This is a genomic window from Blautia sp. LMAG:36, from assembly GCF_008680535.1.
GTDB lineage: Bacteria > Bacillota > Clostridia > Lachnospirales > Lachnospiraceae > Blautia_A > Blautia_A fusiformis.
Genome location: NZ_NALB01000005.1, coordinates 59,680 through 82,255, shown reverse-complemented (window position 1 = coordinate 82,255; position 22,576 = coordinate 59,680). Strand labels below are relative to the sequence as shown.

Sequence of the window (22,576 nt, the reverse complement as noted above, 5' to 3'; positions counted from 1 at the left end):
TTATAATAAATGGTTATGCCGCTGTGGCGGAATTGGCAGACGCACTTGACTCAAAATCAAGCGGAGCGATCCGTGCCGGTTCGAGTCCGGCCAGCGGCATTCGCATAAAAGACCTGACGGAGAAATCTGTCAGGTCTTTATTATATACTATCAAAAAACACGAAAGGAATAAAAAAATGAAAAAAGACAAAAGCTTTTTAGGAACCGAGTCTGTCGGAAAGCTTCTTCTGCAGCTTGCACTTCCTACCGTTGCCGCACAGCTCATCAATATGCTCTACAATATCGTCGATCGTATCTATATTGGTCATATTCCCGGAGAGGGTGCTCTTGCCCTTACCGGTGTAGGTGTATGTATGCCGCTTATTATGGTCGTATCTGCCTTCGCTGCTCTTGTCGGAAACGGAGGCGCTCCCAGAGCCAGCATCTTTATGGGTAAAAATGACACGTCGAAAGCCGAACAGACTCTCGGAAACTGCTTCACCATGCAGATCATCATCTCCCTGATCCTGACTGTTATCCTGTTTCTCGGAAACCGCAGCCTTCTCCTTGCATTCGGCGCCAGTGCAAACACCATCGACTATGCGGTGGGTTACATGAATATCTATGCAGTAGGAACTATCTTTGTACAGCTGACTCTTGGCATGAATAATTTCATCACAGCCCAGGGATTCGCAAAAACCGGAATGCTCTCCGTATTGATCGGTGCGATCTCCAACATTATTCTGGATCCGGTTTTTATTTTCGGATTCCACATGGGTGTCCGGGGCGCTGCTCTGGCAACAGTGATCTCCCAGGCATTTTCCTGCATCTGGGTCCTCTCCTTCCTCTTTGGAAAAAAGACCTTCCTGAAGCTTCGGAAAAGCACCATGAAACTGAAAGCCGATATCATTCTGCCCTGTATGGCTCTTGGCTCTTCTCTCTTTGTCATGCAGCTCAGTGAAAGCGTTATCTCTGTCTGCTACAACTCCTCACTCTTAAAATACGGCGGGGATGTTGCAGTAGGAGCCATGACTATCCTTACCAGCGTCATGCAGTTTGCCATGCTTCCTCTTCAGGGACTTGGTCAGGGTACACAGCCTATCATCAGCTACAACTATGGTGCACGTAACGAAAAACGTGTACGTTCTACATTTAAGCTTCTTATAAAAACAAGTGTTTCTTATTCCGTGATCCTGTGGCTGATCATTATGATCTTCCCGCAGATCTTTGCCGGAATGTTTACTTCGGACAGTACATTACTTGCTTTCACAAAAACAGCGCTCCGGATCTATATGGCAGTTGTGTTTATCTTTGGTATCCAGATTGCCTGCCAGATGACCTTTATCTCCCTTGGCAGAGCCAAAGATTCCATCATTGTGGCTATTGTCCGGAAATTTATTCTGGTCATCCCGCTGATCTATATCCTGCCCAATATTTTCCGTGCTGACCGGACAAATGCAGTTTATATGGCCGAGCCGGTTGCGGATATCTTGGCCGTTACATTTACTGCCATCCTGTTTTTCTTTGAGTTTAGAAAAGCCCTGGCAGAAATCTCCGGCAGCCGGAAGCAGTAACCCTGCATTTGACCACCTTCCGCCCTGCTCGCGATCTTATGCCTACCAGATACTTAAACATAAAACAGCCCTCTATGCATCATTACCAAGATGCATAGAGGGCTGTTTTTATATATTTCCGCTATTTTATTTCAGTTCGTCTTCATCCTGAAGAAGTTTCTCAAAAACAGGGAAGCAGTCAAAGGTTGCAAAATAATCTCTCGGTGTCTCGGCACGACGGATCATCTCAAAGCTGCCGTCCTCATGAAGAAGGATCTCTGCAGATTTCAGTTTACCATTGTAGTTATAACCCATTGCAAAACCATGAGCACCTGTATCATGGATCACAAGAAGATCTCCCTTGTCGATTTTCGGAAGCATACGGTCAATGGCAAATTTATCATTATTCTCACAGAGGGAACCTGTCACATCATATTTATGATCGCACGGCTCGTTCTCCTTACCCATAACCGTAATGTGATGATAAGCACCATACATAGCCGGACGCATCAGATTTACTGCACAGGCATCTACGCCGATATACTCTTTATGTGTATGCTTCTCATGGATTGCTTTTGTGACAAGGCAGCCATACGGTCCCATCATGAAACGGCCAAGCTCTGTATAGATCGCAACATCACCCATTCCTTCCGGAACAAGTACTTCTTCATAAACCTTGCGGACACCCTCACCGATCACACGGATATCATTTGGCTCCTGATCCGGTTTATAAGGAATTCCGATACCACCGGAAAGGTTGATGAATTTAATGTGTGCACCTGTCTCCTTCTGAAGCTTCACGGCAAGCTCAAACATAACCTTTGCAAGCATTGGATAATAATCATTGGTCACTGTGTTGCTTGCAAGGAATGCATGGATTCCAAACTCTTTGGCACCTTTGGATTTCAGGATACGGAATGCGTCAAAGATCTGCTCGGTAGTCATTCCGTATTTTGCATCTCCGGGATTATCCATGATACCGTTACTGATCTTAAATACTCCACCTGGATTGTAACGGCAGCTGATCACTTCCGGGATTTTTCCGAGAGCTTTCTCTACGCTCTCAATATGTGTGATGTCATCAAGGTTGATGATCCCACCGATCTCATCTGCATATCTGAACTCTTTCTCCGGTGTGTCATTGGAAGAAAACATGATATCGCCCTTTTTGCAGCCTACTGCCTTGGCCATCATAAGCTCTGTTTCTGAGGAGCAGTCGCAGCCACAGCCATACTCCTGCAGAATATTGATCAGATATGGATTCGGTGTTGCCTTTACCGCAAAAAATTCCTTGAATCCTTTGTTCCATGCAAAGGCCTCTTTCAGGGCTTTTGCATTCTCACGGATCCCCTTCTCATCATAGAGATGGAAGGGTGTCGGAAACTTTTCAGTAATTTCGTTAAGTTTCTCAAGTGTCACAAATGGTTCTTTTTTCATAATAACTGCATCTCCTGTTTTTCCGACTGCTGTTCCCGAAGAAAACTCAGTCTTATTCTGCCTCGATCACGTGCATCATATTTGTCACTGCACCACGACCGTTTGTCATGTTGGTCGCAGGGTCTCCTGCTGTAAATACAACAAGGTCTCCTTTATGTATCAGATGACGGCTGCGGACAACATTCATAGCCTGAGACATGATATGGTCCGTGGTATCTCTCTGATATCCTTTCAGAGGTGTTACACCCCAGATCAGCTGAAGTTTATGCTGGATGGTTGAGTTTGGTGTGATCGCATAGATTGGAACCTTCGGGCGGAAATTGGAGATCAGTCTGGCTGTATTTCCACTCATTGTCGGTGTTACGATAGCGTTCGCCTTCAGGTTCTTTGCAGTACGCACCGTTGCAAGTGCCACTGCACTGGAGATCTTCTCTCTTCCATCCATGGAACGATGTTCAATAAACACTTTATAATCCAGATGCGGCTCTGTCATCTCTGCGATATCTGCCATCATCTTAAGAGCATCAACCGGATATTTACCAGCTGCTGTCTCTCCGGAAAGCATGATCGCATCGGTTCCGTCGTAGATCGCATTGGCAACATCAGCTACCTCTGCACGTGTAGGACGCGGATTACGGATCATGGAATCAAGCATCTGTGTTGCTGTGATAACCGGTGTATAATGTTCGTTACACTTACGGATGATCTCCTTCTGGATGTGAGGTACCTGACTTGCAGGAATTTCCACACCGAGATCTCCTCTGGCAACCATGATACCGTCAGATGCTTCAATGATGGAATCAATATTCTCAACACCCTCTGCATTCTCGATCTTCGCGATAATACCGATATCCTTTCCACCATTATCATTCAGAAGCTTACGGATCTCACGGATCACCTCTGCGGAACGAACAAAAGATGCCGCGATGAAATCAAATTTCTGCTCGATACCAAAGATAATGTCCTTCTTATCCTGCTCTGTGATTCCCGGAAGATTTACTTTTACATAGGGAACATTTACACCCTTCTTCTCTCCCAGCTCACCACCGTTTAAGATATCACAGACAATATCGGTTCCCTTGATCGCCTTAACCTCCAACTCGATCAGACCATCATCAATGAGGATCCTGTTTCCCGGTTTTACATCCTTGTAAAGTGTCTCATATGTGATAGCAACCTTTGTGCTGTCGCCTTCAAAATCGCCAATTCCAAGTACAAACTGTTTTCCCGCTTCCAGCTTAACCTTCTGTCCGTCCTTTAAAAGTCTGGTACGGATCTCCGGTCCCTTTGTGTCAAGAAGCATGGCAATAGGCATATCAAGCTCCTCACGAAGCTCCTTGATCATATCCACACGGCCCTTCTGCTCCTCGTGGTCTCCGTGAGAAAAGTTGAATCTGGCAATATCCATTCCATTCTCCATAAGAGCCTTCAGAGTTTCCCTGTTATTGCTGGCAGGTCCAAGTGTACAAATGATCTTAGTTTTTTTCATAATCAATTATTCTCCTTCTTTTTACGTTTTACTGTACGTGTTTATGTGTAAATAAATGATCCTGACAATATTCATAATTTCCGTTGCACTTTGAGCAGAAACGAAACTCCAGGTTTGGGTCATCCTTTTCGGTACGTCCGCAGATCGCACATTTATGCTTGGCGATTCCATCCGGACCGGACCCTGTTCTGGAAGGAGCCACAGCCTTCTTAAACTGCTGCCTCCTGTGGATCTCCTTCGGATTGTATCGGTTCATATCACGGGTACTGAAATAAAAGATCACAAAGTTTAAAAGTGATGCTACGATCGGTACTACACCTACCCAAAGCCCGACTCGAAGATAAGATACGATATCCCACGCAATGAACAGTCCGTATACAAAGGCCATCCATTTCATCCTGATCGGGATCACAAACATAAGAAGCAGCTGAAGATCCGGATATGTGACTGCATAGGCAAGGAAAATAGAAAGACTGATATAATATGTGGTAAAAATATTTCCGCCAAGAGAATAGGCGATCCCGTTCATCACCACATAACCACCTGTAAATACATGTAAAAGCACTGCTGCGATCACAGTAAACAAAACACCTGAAAAAATATACAATGTGTACCGAAAAGTTCCCCAGGTACGTTCCAGTGAAGTACCGATCGGATAATAGAAAAAAAAGATTGCGAGAAGGAACATCACAAGATTGCCGGTTCCTCCCACACTGGACGGCGGATAGATCACCCATGTCACCAGTCTCCAGATCTGTCCCTTCATGACCATGGACATATCAAGACTCAGCATATTCAAAACTCCTGGAGCAAACATAGCCAGAAAATACCCCAACACATAACATCCGATGATGTAAACAGTCAGATTCGGAACCCCGAATCTTCCGAATTTACGTTCCAGTTTGTCGATAAATTTCATTAAAATCTCCTTTCAGAAAACTTTTGAAAATCAGAAAAATCGCTTCTTGGAAAGAATGATCGCTGCCACAACACTGATCGCCACAGAAATCAGGATAATGATCAGAAATCCCAATGGACTCCTTGATAAGGGCATACCGGAACCAGCCACATTCATTCCGTAAGCACTGAACACAATAGTCGGAATACTCATGACAATAGTAATGATCGCCAGTACCTTCATAACGATATTCATATTATTGGAGATGATCGATGCAAAAGCATCCATAGTTCCGTTCAGGATACCGCTGTACACATTGGCCATTTCGATCGCCTGCTTATTCTCAGTGATGACATCCTCCAGAAGATCGGTGTCCTCCGGATATTTCTTGATGCTGTCTATCTTCAGAAGCTTCTCCAGCACAACCTCATTGGACCGGAGTGACGTAATAAAATAAGTCAGGGATTTCTGCAGCTCCAGAAGCTCGATCAGCTCTTCATTTCTTGTGGAAAGATGCAGTTTTTCTTCCACCTGCTCACTTTTTTTGTCAATGATACGCAGATAACGCAGGTACATGCTCGCATTTCTGTAAAGGATCTGAAAGATAAAACGGGTCTTCATATAGGTAAAAAAGCTCCGGACTCTTCCCTCCATAAATCTGGTAAGAACCGGTGTGTCCTCCAGACAGATGGTAAAGATCATAGACCCCGTCACAATGATGCCAAGCGGTATTGTCCCATACCAGTCCTTGTCATTACGTTCCTCGATCATAGGAACATCAACCAGGATCAGTGTATAATTATCCTCAACTTCGATACGTGACCGTTCTTCCTCATCCAAAGGGGATCGTAAATCGTCAACCTCTATATCAAACTTCTCGGAAAATTCAAAAATCTCTGTTGCCGTCGGATTCGTCAGCGCAATCCAGCAGCCTTCCTCCGGTTCCTGTATCTGGTGGATGGCTCCGTCTATTGTCTTGTAAATCCTTACCACGATTCCCACTTCCCTTCTCTTGCTTTTCTTTTGCCAGGGCAAAATTCTTTTTTATTATAAATAGTCAAAATAGCTTTGTCAATTCATACCTTTTCTTTTTAAAAGAGCTTTTAAATAATTTCACATGATCTTTACATAAAAATTCATTCTGCCTTCCACGTTCTTTACATTTTTTTCGGCTTCCTATATAATGATTCCAGAATTCCAACGAAAGGAAGTTATACAAATGAGTCAGTCATCATTCGGAAAAAAATTCGTGGTTACCACCTGGGGAGAATCTCACGGCAAGGCTATCGGTGCCGTTCTCGACGGCTGTCCCGCAGGTCTTTCTCTCTGCGAAGAAGATATCCAGGTTTTTCTTGACCGGAGAAAGCCCGGTCAGAGCCGTTATACAACTGCCCGTAAGGAAGGAGATCTGGTGGAGATCCTTTCCGGAGTTTTTGAAGGAAAGACTACCGGTACTCCAATTTCTCTTCTGATCCGCAATACAGATCAGCGTTCCAGAGATTACGGAAATATCGCATACTCCTATCGTCCCGGTCACGCAGACTTTACCTTTGACCAGAAATATGGATTCCGTGATTACCGTGGAGGTGGACGCTCCTCCGGAAGAGAAACCGCCGGACGTGTGGCAGCCGGTGCCATTGCCATCAAGCTGTTAAACGAACTTGGCATTACATTTACTACCTACGCAAGATCCATCGGTCCTGTGGAAATCCGGTCCTTCTCAGAAGAAGAGATCCGAAATAATGCACTCTGCATGCCAGATGCCGACGCAGCCGCAAAGGCATCTGCCTATCTCGAACAATGTCTGAACAGTCAGGACAGTGCCGGCGGTGTGATCGAATGCCGCATCAAAAACGTTCCTGCCGGTCTGGGCGATACGGTTTTTGACAAACTGGATGCTACCCTCGCTCATGCGATCATGTCCATCGGTGCTGTAAAAGCTGTTGAGATCGGTGACGGCATCAATGTGACACGTCTTACCGGTTCCGAAGACAACGACGGTTTTGTACAGAAAGACGGCATTATTTCCAAAACCTCCAACCACGCAGGTGGTATTATGGGTGGTATGAGTGACGGCAGTGATATCATACTCCGTGCACATATCAAACCTACTCCTTCCATCAGTCAGTCTCAGTCTACTGTGACCAACACCGGAGAAAATCTGGAGCTTGAGATCAAGGGCCGGCATGATCCGGTGATCGTACCGCGTGCAGTAGTCGTTGTGGAAGCTATGGCAGCACTTACCATTACAGATGCACTTTTTAACAATATGAGTGCACGGATGGATCATATCCACGAATTTTATCAGCGGTAATTTCACATTTTGACCTGTCAGATAAAAAATTATAAATGCGCAAAAAAAACAGACTCAGGGAAAGTTCCTACTCGTCCCTGAGTCTGTTTTTGTCTGCCTGTACAAGACTTACTTTGATCAATCCTGTTCTTAATCCAACTGCTCCCATGTATCCGGTACCGGCCAGATATGGATACAGTTCGGTGTCTCGATCTTTCTTGGTTTTTCATTCATCATGATGATATTCTTTTCATAATCCACAGTGAAAACGGTAATACTGTTGCTGGCATGATTGGCAACAGCAATATGCTTGTTATCCGGGAAGATCATAAGATCCTTCGGGTAATCACCACTGATCGGAAGTGTAAATTTCTTGGTCAGAAGGCCTGTTTCCTGGTCTACTGCATACATAGTCACAGTATTTTCCCCTGCTGTTGTACAGAAAAGATATTTACCGTCCGCAGAAAGAGACATACCGGAAGCTGCGTTATGGAGCGCATCATTGGAATCCTCTTTTCCAAGAGTGGTAATGCTCTGAAGCAGCTGAAATTCCGGATTCTTACCGCTTCCGTCATAGCTGTATACCTTCACCTCATTGCTGAGCTCAAAAAGAAGATATGCAAATCTTCCGTCATCACTGAAACGGATGATACGAGGGCCGCTCTCTCTCGGGCAGCGAAGAATGTCAACCAGCTCCAGTTTGTCTTTCTTCTTATTGATACGATAGATCTTAACCTGATCGATACCATTATCTACCGCACAGAGATACTTATTATCCGGTGTCGGACGTACACAATTAACATGCGGACGGAAGTTACGCTCTGCCACGCTTCCAAGTCCCTTGTGGAAAACGCCGTCCATAACACTTCCCAGACGGCCGTCTTTATGTGTATGTACAACCGTTACCTTACCATCATGGTACCCTGCCACATAAAGATATCTTCCGTCCACATCTGTTGCAAGATAGCAGCCTCGCATTCCGTTGATATCCACACTGTTGAGGCGGGTAAGATCACCGTTCTTGTCTCTTTCAAATACAGCTACACCCTCATCCTCAATGGAATACAGATATTTACCGTTTTTTGATACTGCCAGATGAGAAGCATTGCTAACTTCCACTTCGCTTCGTTCTGTGAGTGTTCCTTTTTCTACATCTACATCGTATACCTGAATTCCCTTACTGGTTCCATGGGTATATGTTCCCACGTAAGCCACGTACTTCTTTTTTCCCATAAGTTCTGGCCTCCTGCTTTTTACATTGGTTACGTATTTTTGTGTTTATTTTATCACAAAGCTTCTGCAAGAACAAGTTACCATCCTGTTATCTTTTGTGCAATTTTTTATGCAAAGCTGCCGTTCACTATGGCGTTCACACATGCTCCACGCAAATGGATCGGCTCCTGCGCATCCATTACGCCTCTTTACAGATCTCCCAAAGCGCCTCTCATTGCTTCCAGAGTTTCATCAATTACTTCATCTGTATGCGCTGTGGAAAGGAACATCGCCTCAAACTGGGAAGGTGCAAGATGAATGCCTCGTTTCAGCATTCCCTTGAAATATTTTGCAAAAAGCTCCAGGTTGGATGTTTTTGCAGAAACATAGTCTTTTACCTCCTGGTCTGTAAAGAAAATACTTGCCAGAGAAGAATCATAGTTTACCTGATATGGAAGACCTTTCTCCTCCACGATCTTCTTCAAGCCGCCGTAAAGTTTCTCACCTTTAGCAGCCAGATCTTTGTAGATTTCCTGATGCTCATAGAGATATTTCAGCTGTGTGAAACCTGCAGCCATGGCAACCGGGTTTCCGCTTAAGGTACCTGCCTGGTATACAGGACCACACGGTGAGATCAGATCCATGATCTCCTTACGTCCGCCATAAGCGCCTACCGGCATTCCTGCGCCGATTATTTTCCCGTAGGTGACAAGATCCGGACGGATACCAAAATACTCTGCTGCTCCGCCAAAGGCAAGTCGGAAGCCTGTGATCACTTCATCAAAGATCAGCAGACAATTGTGCTCATCGCAAAGCTCACGAAGCCGCTTTAAGAAGCCTGGTTTCGGAGGAACCACACCCATGTTTGCTCCTACTGCCTCCACGATCACGGCTGCCACATTTCCCTCTTCCTGTTTGAGAAGTGCTTCCACACTGGCGGCATCATTGTAGGTAGCCGTCATGGTATCCTGTGTACAGCCCTTCGGAACACCGGCGCTGTCCGGAATACCACTTGCCATGACACCGGAGCCGGCACTTACCAGAAGGCAGTCACTGTGTCCGTGATAGCAACCTGCAAATTTGATGATCTTGTCTTTTCCGGTAAAACCTCTTGCTGCACGGATGGCACTCATAACAGCTTCTGTTCCTGAGTTTACCATACGGATCATATCTACATGTGGAATATGTTCACAGATAAATTCTGCGATCTCTACTTCGATTCCTGTAGCACAGCCAAAGCTCAGGCCATTTTCGCAGGCCTTGATCACACTCTCGCGGATCTCCGGGAAATTATGTCCCAGGATCATCGGGCCCCAGGAATCAATGTAATCCACATAACGGTTTCCATCTACATCATAGATGTAGCATTTATCTGCTTTTTCAATAAAACGAGGTGCCTCACCGATAGCTCCGTAAGATCTTACCGGGCTGTTTACGCCTCCCGGGATTCTTTTTACCGCACGCTCAAATAACTGTTCTGATCTTGTCATCAGCCGATCCTCCCTTCATCCATAAGTCTTGCCAGAAGCTCCGCATAATAGGTAAGATAGATCTGCGCACCGGAACGGAATGCTCCTGTAGCCATCTCACCCACGATCCTTTCTTCGTCGATCCAGCCGTTTGCAGCTGCTGCTTTTACCATTGCATACTCACCACTGACACTGTATGCGGCAACCGGAACGTTTGTGATCTCCTTTACCTGCCAGATCATGTCCTGGTATGCAAGAGCCGGTTTTACCATGATGATATCTGCACCCTCTTCCACATCTGCAAGTGCCTCTTTCAGCCCTTCTCTGCTGTTGTGAGGATCCATCTGGTAGCTTTTTCTGTCCCCAAAAGACGGAGCAGAATCTGCTGCCTCACGGAACGGGCCATAAAATGCAGAAGCATATTTTACTGCATAGGACATGATCGGTGTTGTATAATGTCCGGCCTTGTCCAGACACTGACGGATCGCTGCAACACGACCATCCATCATATCAGACGGAGCAACCATATCTGCACCTGCCTCCACGTGGGAAAGTGCTGTTTTTGCAAGAAGCTCCAGCGTCTTGTCATTGTCCACATCATGACCGCAGAGAACGCCGCAATGGCCATGGGAAGTGTACTCACACATACATACATCTGTTACATAATAAAGCTCCGGAAATTTCTCTTTTGCAATGCGAAGAGCTCTCTGAACGATCCCCTCCGGATCATAGGCACCGCTGCCCACTTCATCCTTATGGTCAGGAATACCAAAAAACATCACACTGCCTACACCGGCTTTGGAAAGCTGTTCCAGTTTATACGGAAGACGGTCCAGGCTGTAACGGTACTGCCCGGTCATGGACGGAATTTCTTCTTCCTTATTTTCTCCTTCCATTACGAACATAGGATACATAAGAGAAGATTTATCCATTCTTGTCTCACGTACCATCTTACGAAGGTTTTCGCTACCTCTTAATCTTCTTGGTCTTTTTGTCAGTTCCATGATCATTCGCTCCTTTTCATATCCTCCACCAGCTTGACAAGACTGTCAATGGTGGCTTTTTCTGACATATATGCTTTCATTCCAAAGCTCTCAGCAGCCGCCTTCGTCTGTCTGCCGATGCAGGCCGCCTTAACCTTTGAATAATCCAGTCCTTTTGTTCCCTCTACAAATCCCTTCACAGTGGAGGCACTTGTAAACACCGCACAGCTGATCTGTCCTGTTTCAAATTCCTTCTTCTCATCGATGAGCTGGCTCTTTTCGTAAAGAGTCTGATAGGTCGGAACATCCTCGACCACAGCGCCTGCCTGTGCAAGAAATGCGGTAAGCTTTTCATTACCCTTTTCTGCCCGCGGGATAAGTATCTTTTCTCCACCGGAAAGAAGCTCTGAAAGTTCCTTTCCAAGAGTATCCCCGTCATATACCGACGGCACAAAATCTGCCAGCAATCCTCTTTCCTGCAGGGCCTTTTTTGTTCCCTCCCCAATCACGGCCAGACGAGCATTTCCCATGGCACGGATATCTTTTCCATGGCGGATCAGTTCTTCAAAAAATACCCTTACACCTGTAGGGCTGGTAAATACAAGCCACTGATATTCCTCCAGGTGATCCAGCGCTTTATAGAGACGGCTCTGGTCTTCCATGGGGACAGTACGGATCGCCGGAAGCTCCAGAACCTCCGCACCTTTTTCACGAAGCTTGTCCGCAGTTCTGGAAACAAGCTCTTTCGGTCTTGTGACAAGGACCTTCCATCCTGAAAGCGGCAGTTCTTCATACCAGCCAAACTTCTCTGCCAGTGTACATACCTTACCCACCACAATGATCGCCGGTGTCTCGATTCCCTGGCGTTTCACCTCTTCTTCCAGGGTAGAAACTGTTGCTACGATCCGTTTCTGACCTGCTGTAGTTCCCTTCTGCAGGATCGCCGCAGGCATGTCCTTTTCCATTCCTGCGCCTATCAGACCCTCGCAGATATCCGGAAGTGCGGACACGCCCATCAGAAATACAAGCGTTCCCTTTGTATCAACAAGTGCCCGGAAGTCTATATCATATTCTTCTCCGGCCCTCTTATGTCCTGTAATGATGTGGACTGAAGAACAGAAATCCCTGTGTGTTACCGGAACCCCGTTATATGCCGGTACTGCAATGGAGGAAGTAACACCCGGAACAACCTCATAAGGGATCCCATTCTCCCGAAGAAGCTCCAGCTCCTCTCCTCCTCTTCCAAAGAGGAATGGATCTCCGCCTTTCAGGCGCACCACACGAAGCCCCCGCTGTGCCTCCTCAAGAAGTACCTGATTGATATTTTCCTGACGCATGATATGGTGACTGGCACGTTTGCCTACATTGATCAGCCTGGCATTTTCCGGGATTCTTGACAGAACTCCCTGACCTACCAGACTGTCATAGACGACCACATCTGCCTGTTCCAGCACTTTGAGGCCTTTTAATGTAAAAAGGCCGATATCGCCAGGACCCGCTCCTACCAGCCATACTTTTCCTGTTTTCATCTGTTTTCTCCTTTTTTCCGAAGAGTTTCTGCCAGTTCCCTGCCTAAGCTTTCCGCATCTGCCTTATTGCCACGCAGTGTTCCTGTTACATAGGAACCGTCTTTTTCATTATAATAAAGCCCTCTAAGATAGATCTCATCCCCGAGAATTTCCGCATGGGCAGCCACCGGAGAAGAGCATCCTCCATCCAGGAGCTTTACAAAAGCACGCTCCGCACTTCCCGCGGTCCAGGCATCCTTATCACAGTAGCCCTCCAGGAAATCATAAGCTTCCCCTTTTCTTCCCTGTACAGCAAGGATTCCCTGACCAGCAGCCGGAATGATCTCATCTGCTGTAAAATACCGGTTGATCCTGGATTCCAGTCCAAGTCTCTTAAGGCCGGCAGCAGCCAGGATCAATGCACTGTACTGTCCTTCATCCAGCTTCCGGAGTCTTGTCTGAAGATTTCCGCGGATACTTCTGACATCCATATCCGGATACAGTTTTTTAAGCTGTAAGGTTCTCCTTAAGCTGGAGCATCCAAGGGGCTTGCTTTTATCAAGTTCAGAAGCTCCCTCAGGAAGAACCAGTACGTCTCTCGGATCTTCTCTTTTGGAAAAAGCCAGAAGCGGCAGCTCCTCCGGAACCTCCATAGGCATATCTTTCAGGCTGTGTACAGAAAGAATACTTCTTCCATCTATCAGTGCTTTATCCAGCTCCTTTACAAAAAGCCCTTTTCCGCCAACCTTATCCAGTGTACGGTCCAGAATGATATCCCCGGTAGTTTTCATAGTGAGGATTTCCACTTCCAGATCCGGATTTTTTTCTTTTATGTAGTCACGGACCATTTCGCTCTGCAGCACTGCAAGCTTACTCTCTCTGCTGCCGATCACGATCTTATCTCTCTTCATCTTCATCCTGCTCTCCCAATACTTTTTCCAGCGCATTCTGGATCTCTTCCCTTACACGCTTTGCTTTTTTGTGATCCAGTCCGCTGGCTGTAACTCCAACTACCATTTCATCCCGCATATATACGCCTGGGAAATAAAAATCACAGGCTTCCCGGTCGGAGGCTACATTAACATAAATGCCCTCCTCCTTACAGACACGGTGGATCTCATCATTCAGCTTCCAGTCATTGGTGGCTGCGATCACCATATATGCGTTGGCAAAGTCTGAACGTTTCACGGGACGGATATATAAAGTTACAGTTCCTGCTTTTCCAAGATCCATAAGCTCCTGGGTCACTTTTGTAGCCACTACCGTGATATTTCTTGTAAATTTCAGAAGAGTCTTTATTCTTCTGGTAGCAATATTACCACCACCTGCCACAACGATATTTTTATCGGACAGGTCTATAAACATGGGGAAATAAGGTTTATTCTTCATAAAGTTTCTCCAGTCCTTCCACACATTCCAGAAAAGCATCCTGGTTTAGGCTGTCCCGAAGCCCGAAGATCAGCTTGTTCACAACCTTTCCGGCTGCAGTATCCACTGCTTTTTTCAGGTTTTCTCTGTCTGAATCCTCCATAGGAGTTTTCCGGAAGATTTTTTCGATCCTCAGGTTCAGATCTTCCACAGCATCCGCTTTGATCTCCTGGATGCGCGGGATGATATCACGACCTTCCAGCCACTGGAAAAATTCGTTCATCTGGGCCTTCACAATGGATCCTGCTGCTTCTAGGTTATCTGCAAGTTCCTTCGGTGTCTCGCCGGTTCGGAAGCTGTCCATATCATAAAGTGTGATGTTATCTTTTTTTCGGATCTCCGGATCAATATCTCTTGGAACTGCCAGATCGATAAGGATCATAGGTCGTTCCACACGTACATCCTCAAACAATTCTTCCGTCAGTGTATAATTGGGGCTTGCTGTTGCGCTGACCACCAGGTCACACTCCGGCAGATAATCCATTCTCTCACCATAATTGATCCTGCTGCATCCAACAGGAATGCTCACAACACCACTTCTGTACTGACGGATCGTAACCGTCACATCCGCTCCTGCTTCACGCAGTGTCTGGGCAGCCATCTTCCCCATCTCACCGTTTCCGATCACCATACAGACTTTATTGCGAACATGATAACCGCCCTCTTCCAGAAAACGGATGGCCTGATGGATCACAGAAGGATTTCCATGGGAAAACGGCACTTCCGTTTTGATCTTCTTGCCTGCAGTTACCGCCATACGGAAAAGCACCTCCAGAACACTGTCTGTGGTAAACTCATCCCTTGACATACTCAACGCCTCTTTTACCTGGGTCAGGATCTGATCTTCCCCCAGGATCTGGGATTTCAGTCCGCTGGTAAGATAAAACAGGTGTTCCACCGCCTCTTCGTTTTCTCTGCTGGTAAAATACTTCTGGTATTGTTCTCCCTGCACACCTTTCAACGAGCAGAGCCACTGATACAGGTCCGGCTTCTCCTCATCTGCAGTACTTACCCACAGTTCCAGCCGGTTACAGGTCGACAGAATAATACACCCGCAGATCCCAGCTTCTTCTTTCAGCCTGCGCAGCGCCTCTCCGGTATTTTTACGGGTAAAAGCAAACTGCGCTCTGACATCTACAGGTGCCATATTATGATCGATTCCAATCATGAATATACTCATGTCCTACGTTTCTCCTTTGTTTCCACAATCTTTTATAATGATAAACATTTCCGTAAGGAAAGTCAACTACGATTGACAATGTCAGCCCTCCCTTTTATAATATCTTATGGTAGAAATTGCGGATCATCTTTATATTCCAGCGGAGAAATATAAAGAGTTTATCATAATCACCATAATTATCAGGATGGAGGAAATCCCCGTATGAACTCAGCTTCAAAAAAAGCGATCCTAGTAGTAAGTTTCGGCACAAGCTATGAAAACACCCGTAAGCTTACCATCGAGGCCATCGAGCACGATATTGCCGATGCATTCCCGGCCTGTCCCACCTACCGTGCATGGACAAGCAAAATGATCATTGCCAAACTGAAAAAGCGGGACGGTCTTACGATCCACACGGTAAAGGAGGCTCTGGAACAGATGCTTCTGGATGGTATCACCGATGTGATCGTACAGCCGACTCATGTGATCAACGGTATCGAAAATGATCAGATGAAAGCCGATGCGCTTTCTTTTCGTGACCGTTTTTCCAGTATTGTTTTCGGAAATCCTCTTCTCACAACAGAAGAAGATAACCAGGCGATCGTCCGGGTAGTTGCAGATGAATTCCGGGACATGGATCCGGACACTGCACTTGTACTGATGGGACATGGAACAGAACACTACGCAAACACGGTTTACGCTGCTTTGGATTACCGTTTTAAAGATACCGGACATAAAAATATTTTTCTTGGAACTGTAGAAGCCTATCCAGCCCTGGACTCCCTTCTCCGGGCTGCCGACAGCTTTCATCCGAAAAAGATCGTGCTGGCGCCTTTCATGATCGTAGCCGGCGACCATGCACAGAACGATCTGGCCGGTGCAGATCCGGACTCCTGGATGAACCGTCTTTCTTCCGAAGGATATGAAGTCACCCCTGTACTGAAGGGACTTGGCGAATATCCCCAGGTCCGGCAGATCCTTGTGGAACATGTACAGCAGGCCATGAACGCTTCGATCTGACAGAGATCAGATGATCCATATATATCCCTCATAAAAAAACTGCACCGTGATCCATCCCTGGATCTTCCGGTGCAGTTTTTTATTTTTTATGAAATTACTTGAAATTCTGAAATTCCTGTTATTTATGCCATCAGTTCATCCAGTTTTGTCTTTACAGCAAGGATAAACTCTTTGCTGTTCAATACCTGTACCTCTTTCAGGGAAGTGATCAGTGCAAGATCCTTGGTCATCTTTCCGCTTTCAATGGTATCCAGTGTTGCTTTTTCCAGTTTTCCTGCAAAATCAGCAAGTGCTTCATTTCCGTCCAGCTCGCCTCTCTTGCGGAGAGCTCCTGTCCATGCAAAGATCGTTGCAACAGAGTTTGTGGATGTTTCTTTTCCCTCAAGATGACGATAATAGTGTCTCTGAACTGTTCCGTGGGCAGCCTCATACTCAAAATATCCCTTCGGGGATACCAGTACAGAGGTCATCATGGCAAGAGAGCCAAATGCGGAAGATACCATGTCGCTCATAACATCTCCGTCATAGTTCTTGCATGCCCAGATAAAACCGCCATCTGCCTTCATAACACGGGCTACGATATCATCGATCAGACTGTAGAAATAGGTCAGGCCGGCTTCCTCAAATTTATCCTTAAACTCTGCATCAAAGATCTGCTGGAAAATCTCTTTAAATCTTCCATCGTATGTTTTGGAAATGGTATCCTTGCTTCCGAACCATACATCCTGCTTTGTGTCCAGTGCATAATTAAAGCAGCTTCTCGCAAAGCTCTTTACGGAATCATCAAGATTATGCATGCCACGGAGAACACCTGCTCCATCAAAATGCTGGATCAGCTCCTTACGCTCTTCTCCGTCTTCGCCCTCAAACACAAGATATGCATCTCCCGGCTTGTCAATATAAAATTCTGTATTCTTATAGATATCTCCATATGCATGACGTGCAAGTGTGATCGGTTTCACCCAATTCTTTACACATGGCTCGATTCCCTTTACAACGATCGGCGCACGGAATACAGTTCCATCAAGAATAGCACGGATCGTTCCGTTTGGACTCTTGTACATTTTTTTCAGGTCATACTCTTCCATTCTGGCTGCGTTTGGCGTGATCGTGGCACATTTTACGGCTACTCCGTATTTCTTGGTTGCTTCTGCTGCATCAATGGTAACCTGATCATCTGTCTCATTTCTGTGCTCAAGACCAAGATCATAATATTCTGTATTCAGTTCCAGATACGGTGTGAGAAGTTCATCCTTGATGATCTGCCACAGGATACGTGTCATCTCGTCTCCGTCCATCTCAACTAAAGGTGTCTGCATTTTGATTTTTTCCATATTATTTTCTCCTTTTGAGGTTTATTCTCCTGTTCGGATTCCAGGTGCTCTTTCCTTTAGAATCTTTCTTCAGCACTTTTACTGTACATTGTACTCATATTTTCCGGTTCCGTCAACGCTTTTGTGCTTTACCACACTATGTTTATAAGAATTGTATAATAATTCAGCCTGCCAACAGTTTTTCACAGTTAAATTTCCCCCATCCCTGCTGATTTCTGGGAAGTCCCATATCTTCTGCATTTTCTCTTAACAACAGCTTTACCTCTACATTAGAAAGCCGGGGATCTTTTTCCAGAAGGCAGGCGATCCCTCCTGACACCAGAGGCGTCGACATGGAGGTTCCGCTTTTGAGTCCATATGAGTACGGCAGTCCCGGTGCACAGGCAATGACCTGGCTTCCCGGCGCTACCAGATCCGGTTTGCACACACAGTCAAAAGTAGGGCCTCTTCCGGAAACTGCCTTTCTGCCATTCAGCATATCACTGGAGCCTACGGTAATGATCTTCCGGCTGCTTCCCGGTGCTGTTACCGTGCCGGCCCCCGGTCCCTGATTTCCTGCTGCAGCTACCACCACAAATCCCAGATCCCAAAGTTTTTCCACTCCTTCAAGAAGATCTGTCTGTTCCTTATGATCCCGGGATGTTGTTCCCACTGAAATATTAACGATACGGATATGATAAATGCTTCCAAACTCCATGATCCACCGAAATGCCCGCATCACATCCTCCCTGCTTCCGTTCCCGAAACGATCCAGAACCTTCAGAGCAGCGATACTGCAGCCAGGTGCAGCCCCTTTATATTTTCCACCTGATGCAGTTCCGTCCCCTGCAAGGATCCCGCTGACATGAGTCCCATGTCCGTTATCATCATATGGGCTGCGTCTGACTCCTGTAAAATCACGAAACACGGAAATACGGCTGCCAAAATCTATATGAGGAAAAATACCGGTATCCAGAACCGCCACGCCTATCCCTTTTCCTGTATACATCCTTTTATACCTTTCCAAAGCTCTCCCGCCGGACAGCTGACCTTTCTTTAGCTTATTCTGCGACCATCTTTCCCGCTACTCGTTTTATATAAAAAGACCCCGGGATCTTACATCTGAATCCCCGGGATCTTTGCTGTATATTTTATTTAGGTTCCGCGATCAGCTGTGGAAAAAATGAGATATACAGAAGCTGTTTTAAAAATCTCCATACCCGGTGATAATTATATTTTCTTGCAATATAATGTATAAAATACATTATCTCCTCCAATACTTAACATATCTGAAAAATAAAGGAGGTTTTTCTATGCTTCTCTTTTTTCTTGTATTCTTCGGACTCCAGATCTTTGTTCTTTTCTGCTGTGCCGCTGCAGGAAATGACGCCGCTTCCCAGGAACTATCTGACCAGGAACAGCTTCAGTTTATCGCAGAATGGAAAAAACAACATCAAAAAAAGGACGTCTGCTGAAGAACGTCCTTTTTGCTTTGCAATTCTATTCTCCATTCATATGATGATACACACCAGTCCGCCTTTGCTGTCATTTACGATCTTCTTCATAGTATCCTGAAGTTTCACCTGACTTTCTTCGCTGATCATGGCCAGCTTGTTCCGGATTCCGTCTTCCACCAGCTGCTGGATGGATTTTCCGAAAATATTGGTCTCCCAGATACTTTCCCCTCGCTCCGGGCTTTCTCTGATATACTTTATCAGATCCTCCGCCTGCTGTTCTGTACCAACGATCGGAGCGATCTCCGTTTCGATCCCCGCCCGGATCATATGAATGGACGGACTTTTTGACCGGATCTTTACTCCGAATTTATTTCCCTGACGGATCACCTCAGGTTCCTCAATAGTGATCTCGGAAAGCTCAGGCACCACAACCCCATACCCTGTTCCTTTTACCGCTTCCAGGGCAGCCTGGACTTTTACAAATTGTTCCTTCATACCGGCAAGCTCTTTTATGGTCTGGATCAGTTCATATTCGCTTTCCATGGATATCCCGCTCATTTCACTGAGCATCTGATAATAATAAATGTCTTTTACTGCGATCCGGATACGGACTTTTCCATCGGAAAGACTGACCTGCTCAAGCAATGTATCTTCCACATATGGACTTTCCAGATATACTGATTCTCTGCTTACATCACGCACATGAGTAAGTCTGGTCATCTTTTCCCGAATCTCATTTAACAGAGCCGCCTTTACCTCATGTTCCGGAGAAAGCATCTCCACCCATCTGGGAACAAAAAGCTCTATCTCACTGACCGGGAATTCATAAAGGATCTTCTCCAGGATTCTGGTCACATCCTCTTTTCGAAGCTGTTCACAGTTGACTGCCAGAACGGATACTCCAAATTTCTCTTCCAGATGTTTTACAGTTTTTCCGGTTTCCTCACTGTAGGGAGTCTGGGAGTTTACCAGGATCAGAAAGGGTTTTCCCTGGACTTTCAGCTCTTTTATGGTCTGTTCCTCTGCCGGGATAAAATTTTCTCTGGGAATCTCCCCGAAACTTCCGTCTGTTGTGACTACAATCCCGATGGTGGAATGCTGGCTGATCACTTTTTCCGTCCCAATCCGGGCCGCATCATGAAACGGGATCGCTTTTTCCTGCCATGGTGTTTTGACCATCCGTTCCCTGCCTTCTTCCACATTTCCGGATGCATCCTTTACCAGAAAGCCTACACAGTCAATGAGTTTTACCCGGATTTTCTGGTTTTCCCCTATGGATACTTCCACTGCTTCTTTTGGAATAAATTTGGGTTCTACGGTGGTGATCATTTTTCCGGCACCGCTTAATGGCAGTTCATCCTGAAGTTCTGCTCTTTTTCCCTCGCTGATCGATGGCAGTGCTATCAGCTCCATGAATCTCCGGATAAATGTGGATTTTCCTGTACGGACCGGGCCCACAACCCCTATGTAGATATCCCCACCCGTCCGTGCCTGGATATCACGGTAAACCTGAAAGTTTTCCATATAAAAAAGCCTCCCTGCATATACTGGCCTGTAAGCTCCGGAAACCATCTGCAAAAGATAATTCCCGCATATCACAGTATATGCCCGGAAGGCTTCTTATATGCTGCTGTTCATCAGGAACAGCAGCCCTTTGTATTCCTCACATCAGTCTTTGATATAGAACTCATTGTGAAGCAGATGATGCTCCTTGCCCTTGAGAAGTCCCTCATAAAGCTCCAGAACCAGCGGGTTCTCATCGGATTTCTTGATGATCATGGTATTGTCTGCATTGTACAAACCTCTTGCTCTGGCTGCCTTGGTTCTGTCACCGGATCTGGTCGGCTGACCTCCACCCATGATACATCCACGGCGGCATGCCATAACCTCGATCAGATGATAGTTTGCCTCGCCGTTCTTTACACGTTCCATAACGGTTCTTGCATTTGCAAGGCCACTGGCTACGCATACATTGATATCCATTCCCTTGTACGGTACGGTAAATTCCTTGATTCCCTCTTCACCACGAACACCGCACTCTGCAATCTCATGCATGGCTTCCTTGCTGTGATCCGGGCTCAGTCTTCGAAGAACTGCCTCGGTAACACCACCGGTAACACCGAAGATAACGCCACCGCCGGAACCAAATCCAAACGGCATATCGCATGCTTCCGGATCCAGTGTTGCAAAATCAAGACCAAAGTTATCGATCATGCGGAGAAGCTCTGTGGTTGTGATAACGATATCGGTATCCTGCTCGCCATCGGTAAAGCTGTTGGGGCGGATTGCCTCTGCCTTCTTGGCTGTACATGGCATAATGGAAACCATAACGGTCTTCTTGCCTGCTGCATGCTCCGGATCACGGAAGTATTCCTTGATAACCGCAGACATCATTCCCTGTGGGGAACGGCAGGTAGAAATGTTCGGAACATATTCTTTATACTGATCAGTGATAAACTTCACCCATGCAGGACAGCAGGAAGTCAGAAGCGGAAGATTCTCACCCTTCTCCACTCTGTTTAGGAACTCCTTGGTCTCTTCCATGATGGTAAGGTCGGCACTAAATGTGGTATCGTATACTTCGTCAAAGCCCATTCTGTGAAGCGCGTTAACGATTTTACCCATAACACTTCTGCCTTTGGCAAGTCCGTAATGATCACCAACTGCAACACGAACTGCCGGTGCAACCTGTGCAACAACACGAGTATTCTTATCAGCCAGTGCATCCCATACTTCATCCATATGTGTACGGATGGAGATCGCACCTGTCGGACAGTAAACACGGCACTGACCACAGTTTACACACTGTGTCTCAGCAATCTTTTTATTGAATGCAGGCATGACCATGGCCTCTGTTCCACGGAATGCGAATCCAAGAGCTCCGATTCCCTGAAGCTCCTCGCAGGCACGTACACAGTTGCCGCAGAGGATACATTTGTTCGGATCACGGATGATGGACGGTGAACTGTCATCGATCTCGTGCTGTTCTCTTGTATTTTCAAAGCGGATATTACGCACACCAAGGCGATGTGCCAGCTCCTGCAGAATACACTCGCCGCTCTTTACACAGGTTGTACAGTCACGGCAATGTGCTGCAAGAAGTAATTCCACGATCAGTTTACGATATTTCTTAATACGACCGGAGTTGGTATAGATAACCATTCCGTCTCTCGGCTGCTCGGAACAGGAGGCAAATGTTTTGCCTCTGTCATCCTCAACTGTACAGAGACGACAGGCACCAAAGGTGGAAACCTCTGAATGATAGCACAGTGTGGGGATATTGATACCGGCATTCCTGATGACTGTCAGGACATTTTTTTCGTCGGTGAATTCTACTTTTCTTCCGTCAATTGTCATTGTACCCATAAGATATCCTCC

The 22,576-nt window shown here is 46.2% G+C and carries 19 protein-coding genes and 1 tRNA gene; 5 read left to right on the top strand and 15 right to left on the bottom strand.

Annotated features, from left to right (window positions below; genetic code table 11):
• Positions 1 to 17 precede the first annotated feature (17 nt).
• Positions 18 to 99: transfer RNA gene (locus CCC17_RS06420), tRNA-Leu, on the top strand.
• 77 nt (positions 100 to 176) lie between these two features.
• Complete coding sequence (locus tag CCC17_RS06415) at positions 177 to 1,553, top strand: MATE family efflux transporter (protein WP_287082753.1); 1,377 nt, start codon at positions 177 to 179, stop codon at positions 1,551 to 1,553.
• A gap of 126 nt (positions 1,554 to 1,679) precedes the next feature.
• Here CCC17_RS06415 and CCC17_RS06410 read toward each other — a convergent pair whose 3' ends face one another.
• From CCC17_RS06410 to CCC17_RS06395, 4 genes are read right to left on the bottom strand one after another with little or no spacing between them, the layout of a single operon-like run.
• Positions 1,680 to 2,969 (bottom strand): diaminopimelate decarboxylase, encoded by a 1,290-nt coding sequence (locus tag CCC17_RS06410; protein WP_059085911.1) that lies wholly within the window; start codon positions 2,967 to 2,969, stop codon positions 1,680 to 1,682.
• Between the two features lie 52 nt (positions 2,970 to 3,021).
• Positions 3,022 to 4,458: a pyruvate kinase gene (gene pyk / locus CCC17_RS06405; RefSeq protein ID WP_021653035.1), complete on the bottom strand. Its 1,437-nt coding sequence runs from the start codon at positions 4,456 to 4,458 to the stop codon at positions 3,022 to 3,024.
• Positions 4,459 to 4,486: 28 nt separating this feature from the next.
• On the bottom strand, positions 4,487 to 5,377 hold the full coding sequence (locus CCC17_RS06400; protein ID WP_022426903.1) for a hypothetical protein: 891 nt from the start codon (positions 5,375 to 5,377) through the stop codon (positions 4,487 to 4,489).
• A 30-nt stretch (positions 5,378 to 5,407) separates the two neighbouring features.
• The gene (locus tag CCC17_RS06395) at positions 5,408 to 6,349 is read right to left on the bottom strand and encodes a magnesium transporter CorA family protein (RefSeq protein ID WP_022426904.1); all 942 of its coding nucleotides are present in this window, start codon (positions 6,347 to 6,349) and stop codon (positions 5,408 to 5,410) included.
• A gap of 226 nt (positions 6,350 to 6,575) precedes the next feature.
• Between CCC17_RS06395 and aroC the strand changes: the two genes are divergently transcribed.
• Positions 6,576 to 7,670 carry a chorismate synthase gene (gene aroC / locus CCC17_RS06390; RefSeq protein WP_044962434.1) on the top strand — a complete coding sequence of 365 codons (1,095 nt, stop codon included), beginning with the start codon at positions 6,576 to 6,578 and terminating at the stop codon, positions 7,668 to 7,670.
• Positions 7,671 to 7,799: 129 nt separating this feature from the next.
• Here aroC and CCC17_RS06385 read toward each other — a convergent pair whose 3' ends face one another.
• The 7 genes from CCC17_RS06385 to hemA form a co-directional block, all read right to left on the bottom strand.
• On the bottom strand, positions 7,800 to 8,882 hold the full coding sequence (locus CCC17_RS06385) for a lactonase family protein (RefSeq protein ID WP_022426906.1): 1,083 nt from the start codon (positions 8,880 to 8,882) through the stop codon (positions 7,800 to 7,802).
• Positions 8,883 to 9,070: 188 nt separating this feature from the next.
• Positions 9,071 to 10,351: a glutamate-1-semialdehyde 2,1-aminomutase gene (gene hemL / locus CCC17_RS06380; protein ID WP_015525262.1), complete on the bottom strand. Its 1,281-nt coding sequence runs from the start codon at positions 10,349 to 10,351 to the stop codon at positions 9,071 to 9,073.
• The gene (hemB, locus tag CCC17_RS06375) at positions 10,351 to 11,334 is read right to left on the bottom strand and encodes a porphobilinogen synthase (protein ID WP_022426908.1); all 984 of its coding nucleotides are present in this window, start codon (positions 11,332 to 11,334) and stop codon (positions 10,351 to 10,353) included. The genes hemL and hemB overlap by 1 nt, the downstream gene beginning before the upstream one ends.
• A 2-nt stretch (positions 11,335 to 11,336) precedes the next feature.
• Positions 11,337 to 12,842: a uroporphyrinogen-III C-methyltransferase gene (cobA, locus tag CCC17_RS06370; RefSeq protein WP_092071995.1), complete on the bottom strand. Its 1,506-nt coding sequence runs from the start codon at positions 12,840 to 12,842 to the stop codon at positions 11,337 to 11,339.
• Positions 12,839 to 13,732 carry a hydroxymethylbilane synthase gene (hemC, locus tag CCC17_RS06365; RefSeq protein ID WP_022426910.1) on the bottom strand — a complete coding sequence of 298 codons (894 nt, stop codon included), beginning with the start codon at positions 13,730 to 13,732 and terminating at the stop codon, positions 12,839 to 12,841. Before hemC ends, cobA begins: the two co-directional genes overlap by 4 nt.
• Positions 13,719 to 14,210, bottom strand: a complete 492-nt coding sequence (locus CCC17_RS06360) for a precorrin-2 dehydrogenase/sirohydrochlorin ferrochelatase family protein (protein ID WP_015525267.1) — start codon at positions 14,208 to 14,210, stop codon at positions 13,719 to 13,721. Before CCC17_RS06360 ends, hemC begins: the two co-directional genes overlap by 14 nt.
• On the bottom strand, positions 14,200 to 15,429 hold the full coding sequence (gene hemA / locus CCC17_RS06355) for a glutamyl-tRNA reductase (RefSeq protein WP_173739430.1): 1,230 nt from the start codon (positions 15,427 to 15,429) through the stop codon (positions 14,200 to 14,202). The genes CCC17_RS06360 and hemA overlap by 11 nt, the downstream gene beginning before the upstream one ends.
• A gap of 201 nt (positions 15,430 to 15,630) precedes the next feature.
• Between hemA and CCC17_RS06350 the strand changes: the two genes are divergently transcribed.
• On the top strand, positions 15,631 to 16,428 hold the full coding sequence (locus CCC17_RS06350) for a sirohydrochlorin cobaltochelatase (protein ID WP_110103277.1): 798 nt from the start codon (positions 15,631 to 15,633) through the stop codon (positions 16,426 to 16,428).
• A 122-nt stretch (positions 16,429 to 16,550) separates the two neighbouring features.
• On the opposite strand, the gene CCC17_RS06345 is transcribed toward CCC17_RS06350, so the two are convergent.
• Entirely contained in the window at positions 16,551 to 17,762 is a 1,212-nt protein-coding gene (locus CCC17_RS06345; RefSeq protein WP_059085918.1) for an NADP-dependent isocitrate dehydrogenase, read from the bottom strand.
• Positions 17,763 to 17,925: 163 nt separating this feature from the next.
• A complete protein-coding gene (locus CCC17_RS06340; protein ID WP_287082752.1) occupies positions 17,926 to 18,750 on the bottom strand; it encodes a S8 family peptidase in 825 nt (274 codons plus the stop codon).
• Positions 18,751 to 19,054: 304 nt separating this feature from the next.
• On the opposite strand from CCC17_RS06340, the gene CCC17_RS06335 reads away from it, so the two are divergent.
• Positions 19,055 to 19,216 (top strand): hypothetical protein, encoded by a 162-nt coding sequence (locus CCC17_RS06335; protein WP_015525281.1) that lies wholly within the window; start codon positions 19,055 to 19,057, stop codon positions 19,214 to 19,216.
• Positions 19,217 to 19,252: 36 nt separating this feature from the next.
• Here CCC17_RS06335 and spoIVA read toward each other — a convergent pair whose 3' ends face one another.
• Entirely contained in the window at positions 19,253 to 20,722 is a 1,470-nt protein-coding gene (spoIVA, locus tag CCC17_RS06330; RefSeq protein ID WP_022426914.1) for a stage IV sporulation protein A, read from the bottom strand.
• Between the two features lie 144 nt (positions 20,723 to 20,866).
• Positions 20,867 to 22,564 carry a [FeFe] hydrogenase, group A gene (locus CCC17_RS06325; RefSeq protein WP_173753593.1) on the bottom strand — a complete coding sequence of 566 codons (1,698 nt, stop codon included), beginning with the start codon at positions 22,562 to 22,564 and terminating at the stop codon, positions 20,867 to 20,869.
• Positions 22,565 to 22,576: the final 12 nt, after the last annotated feature.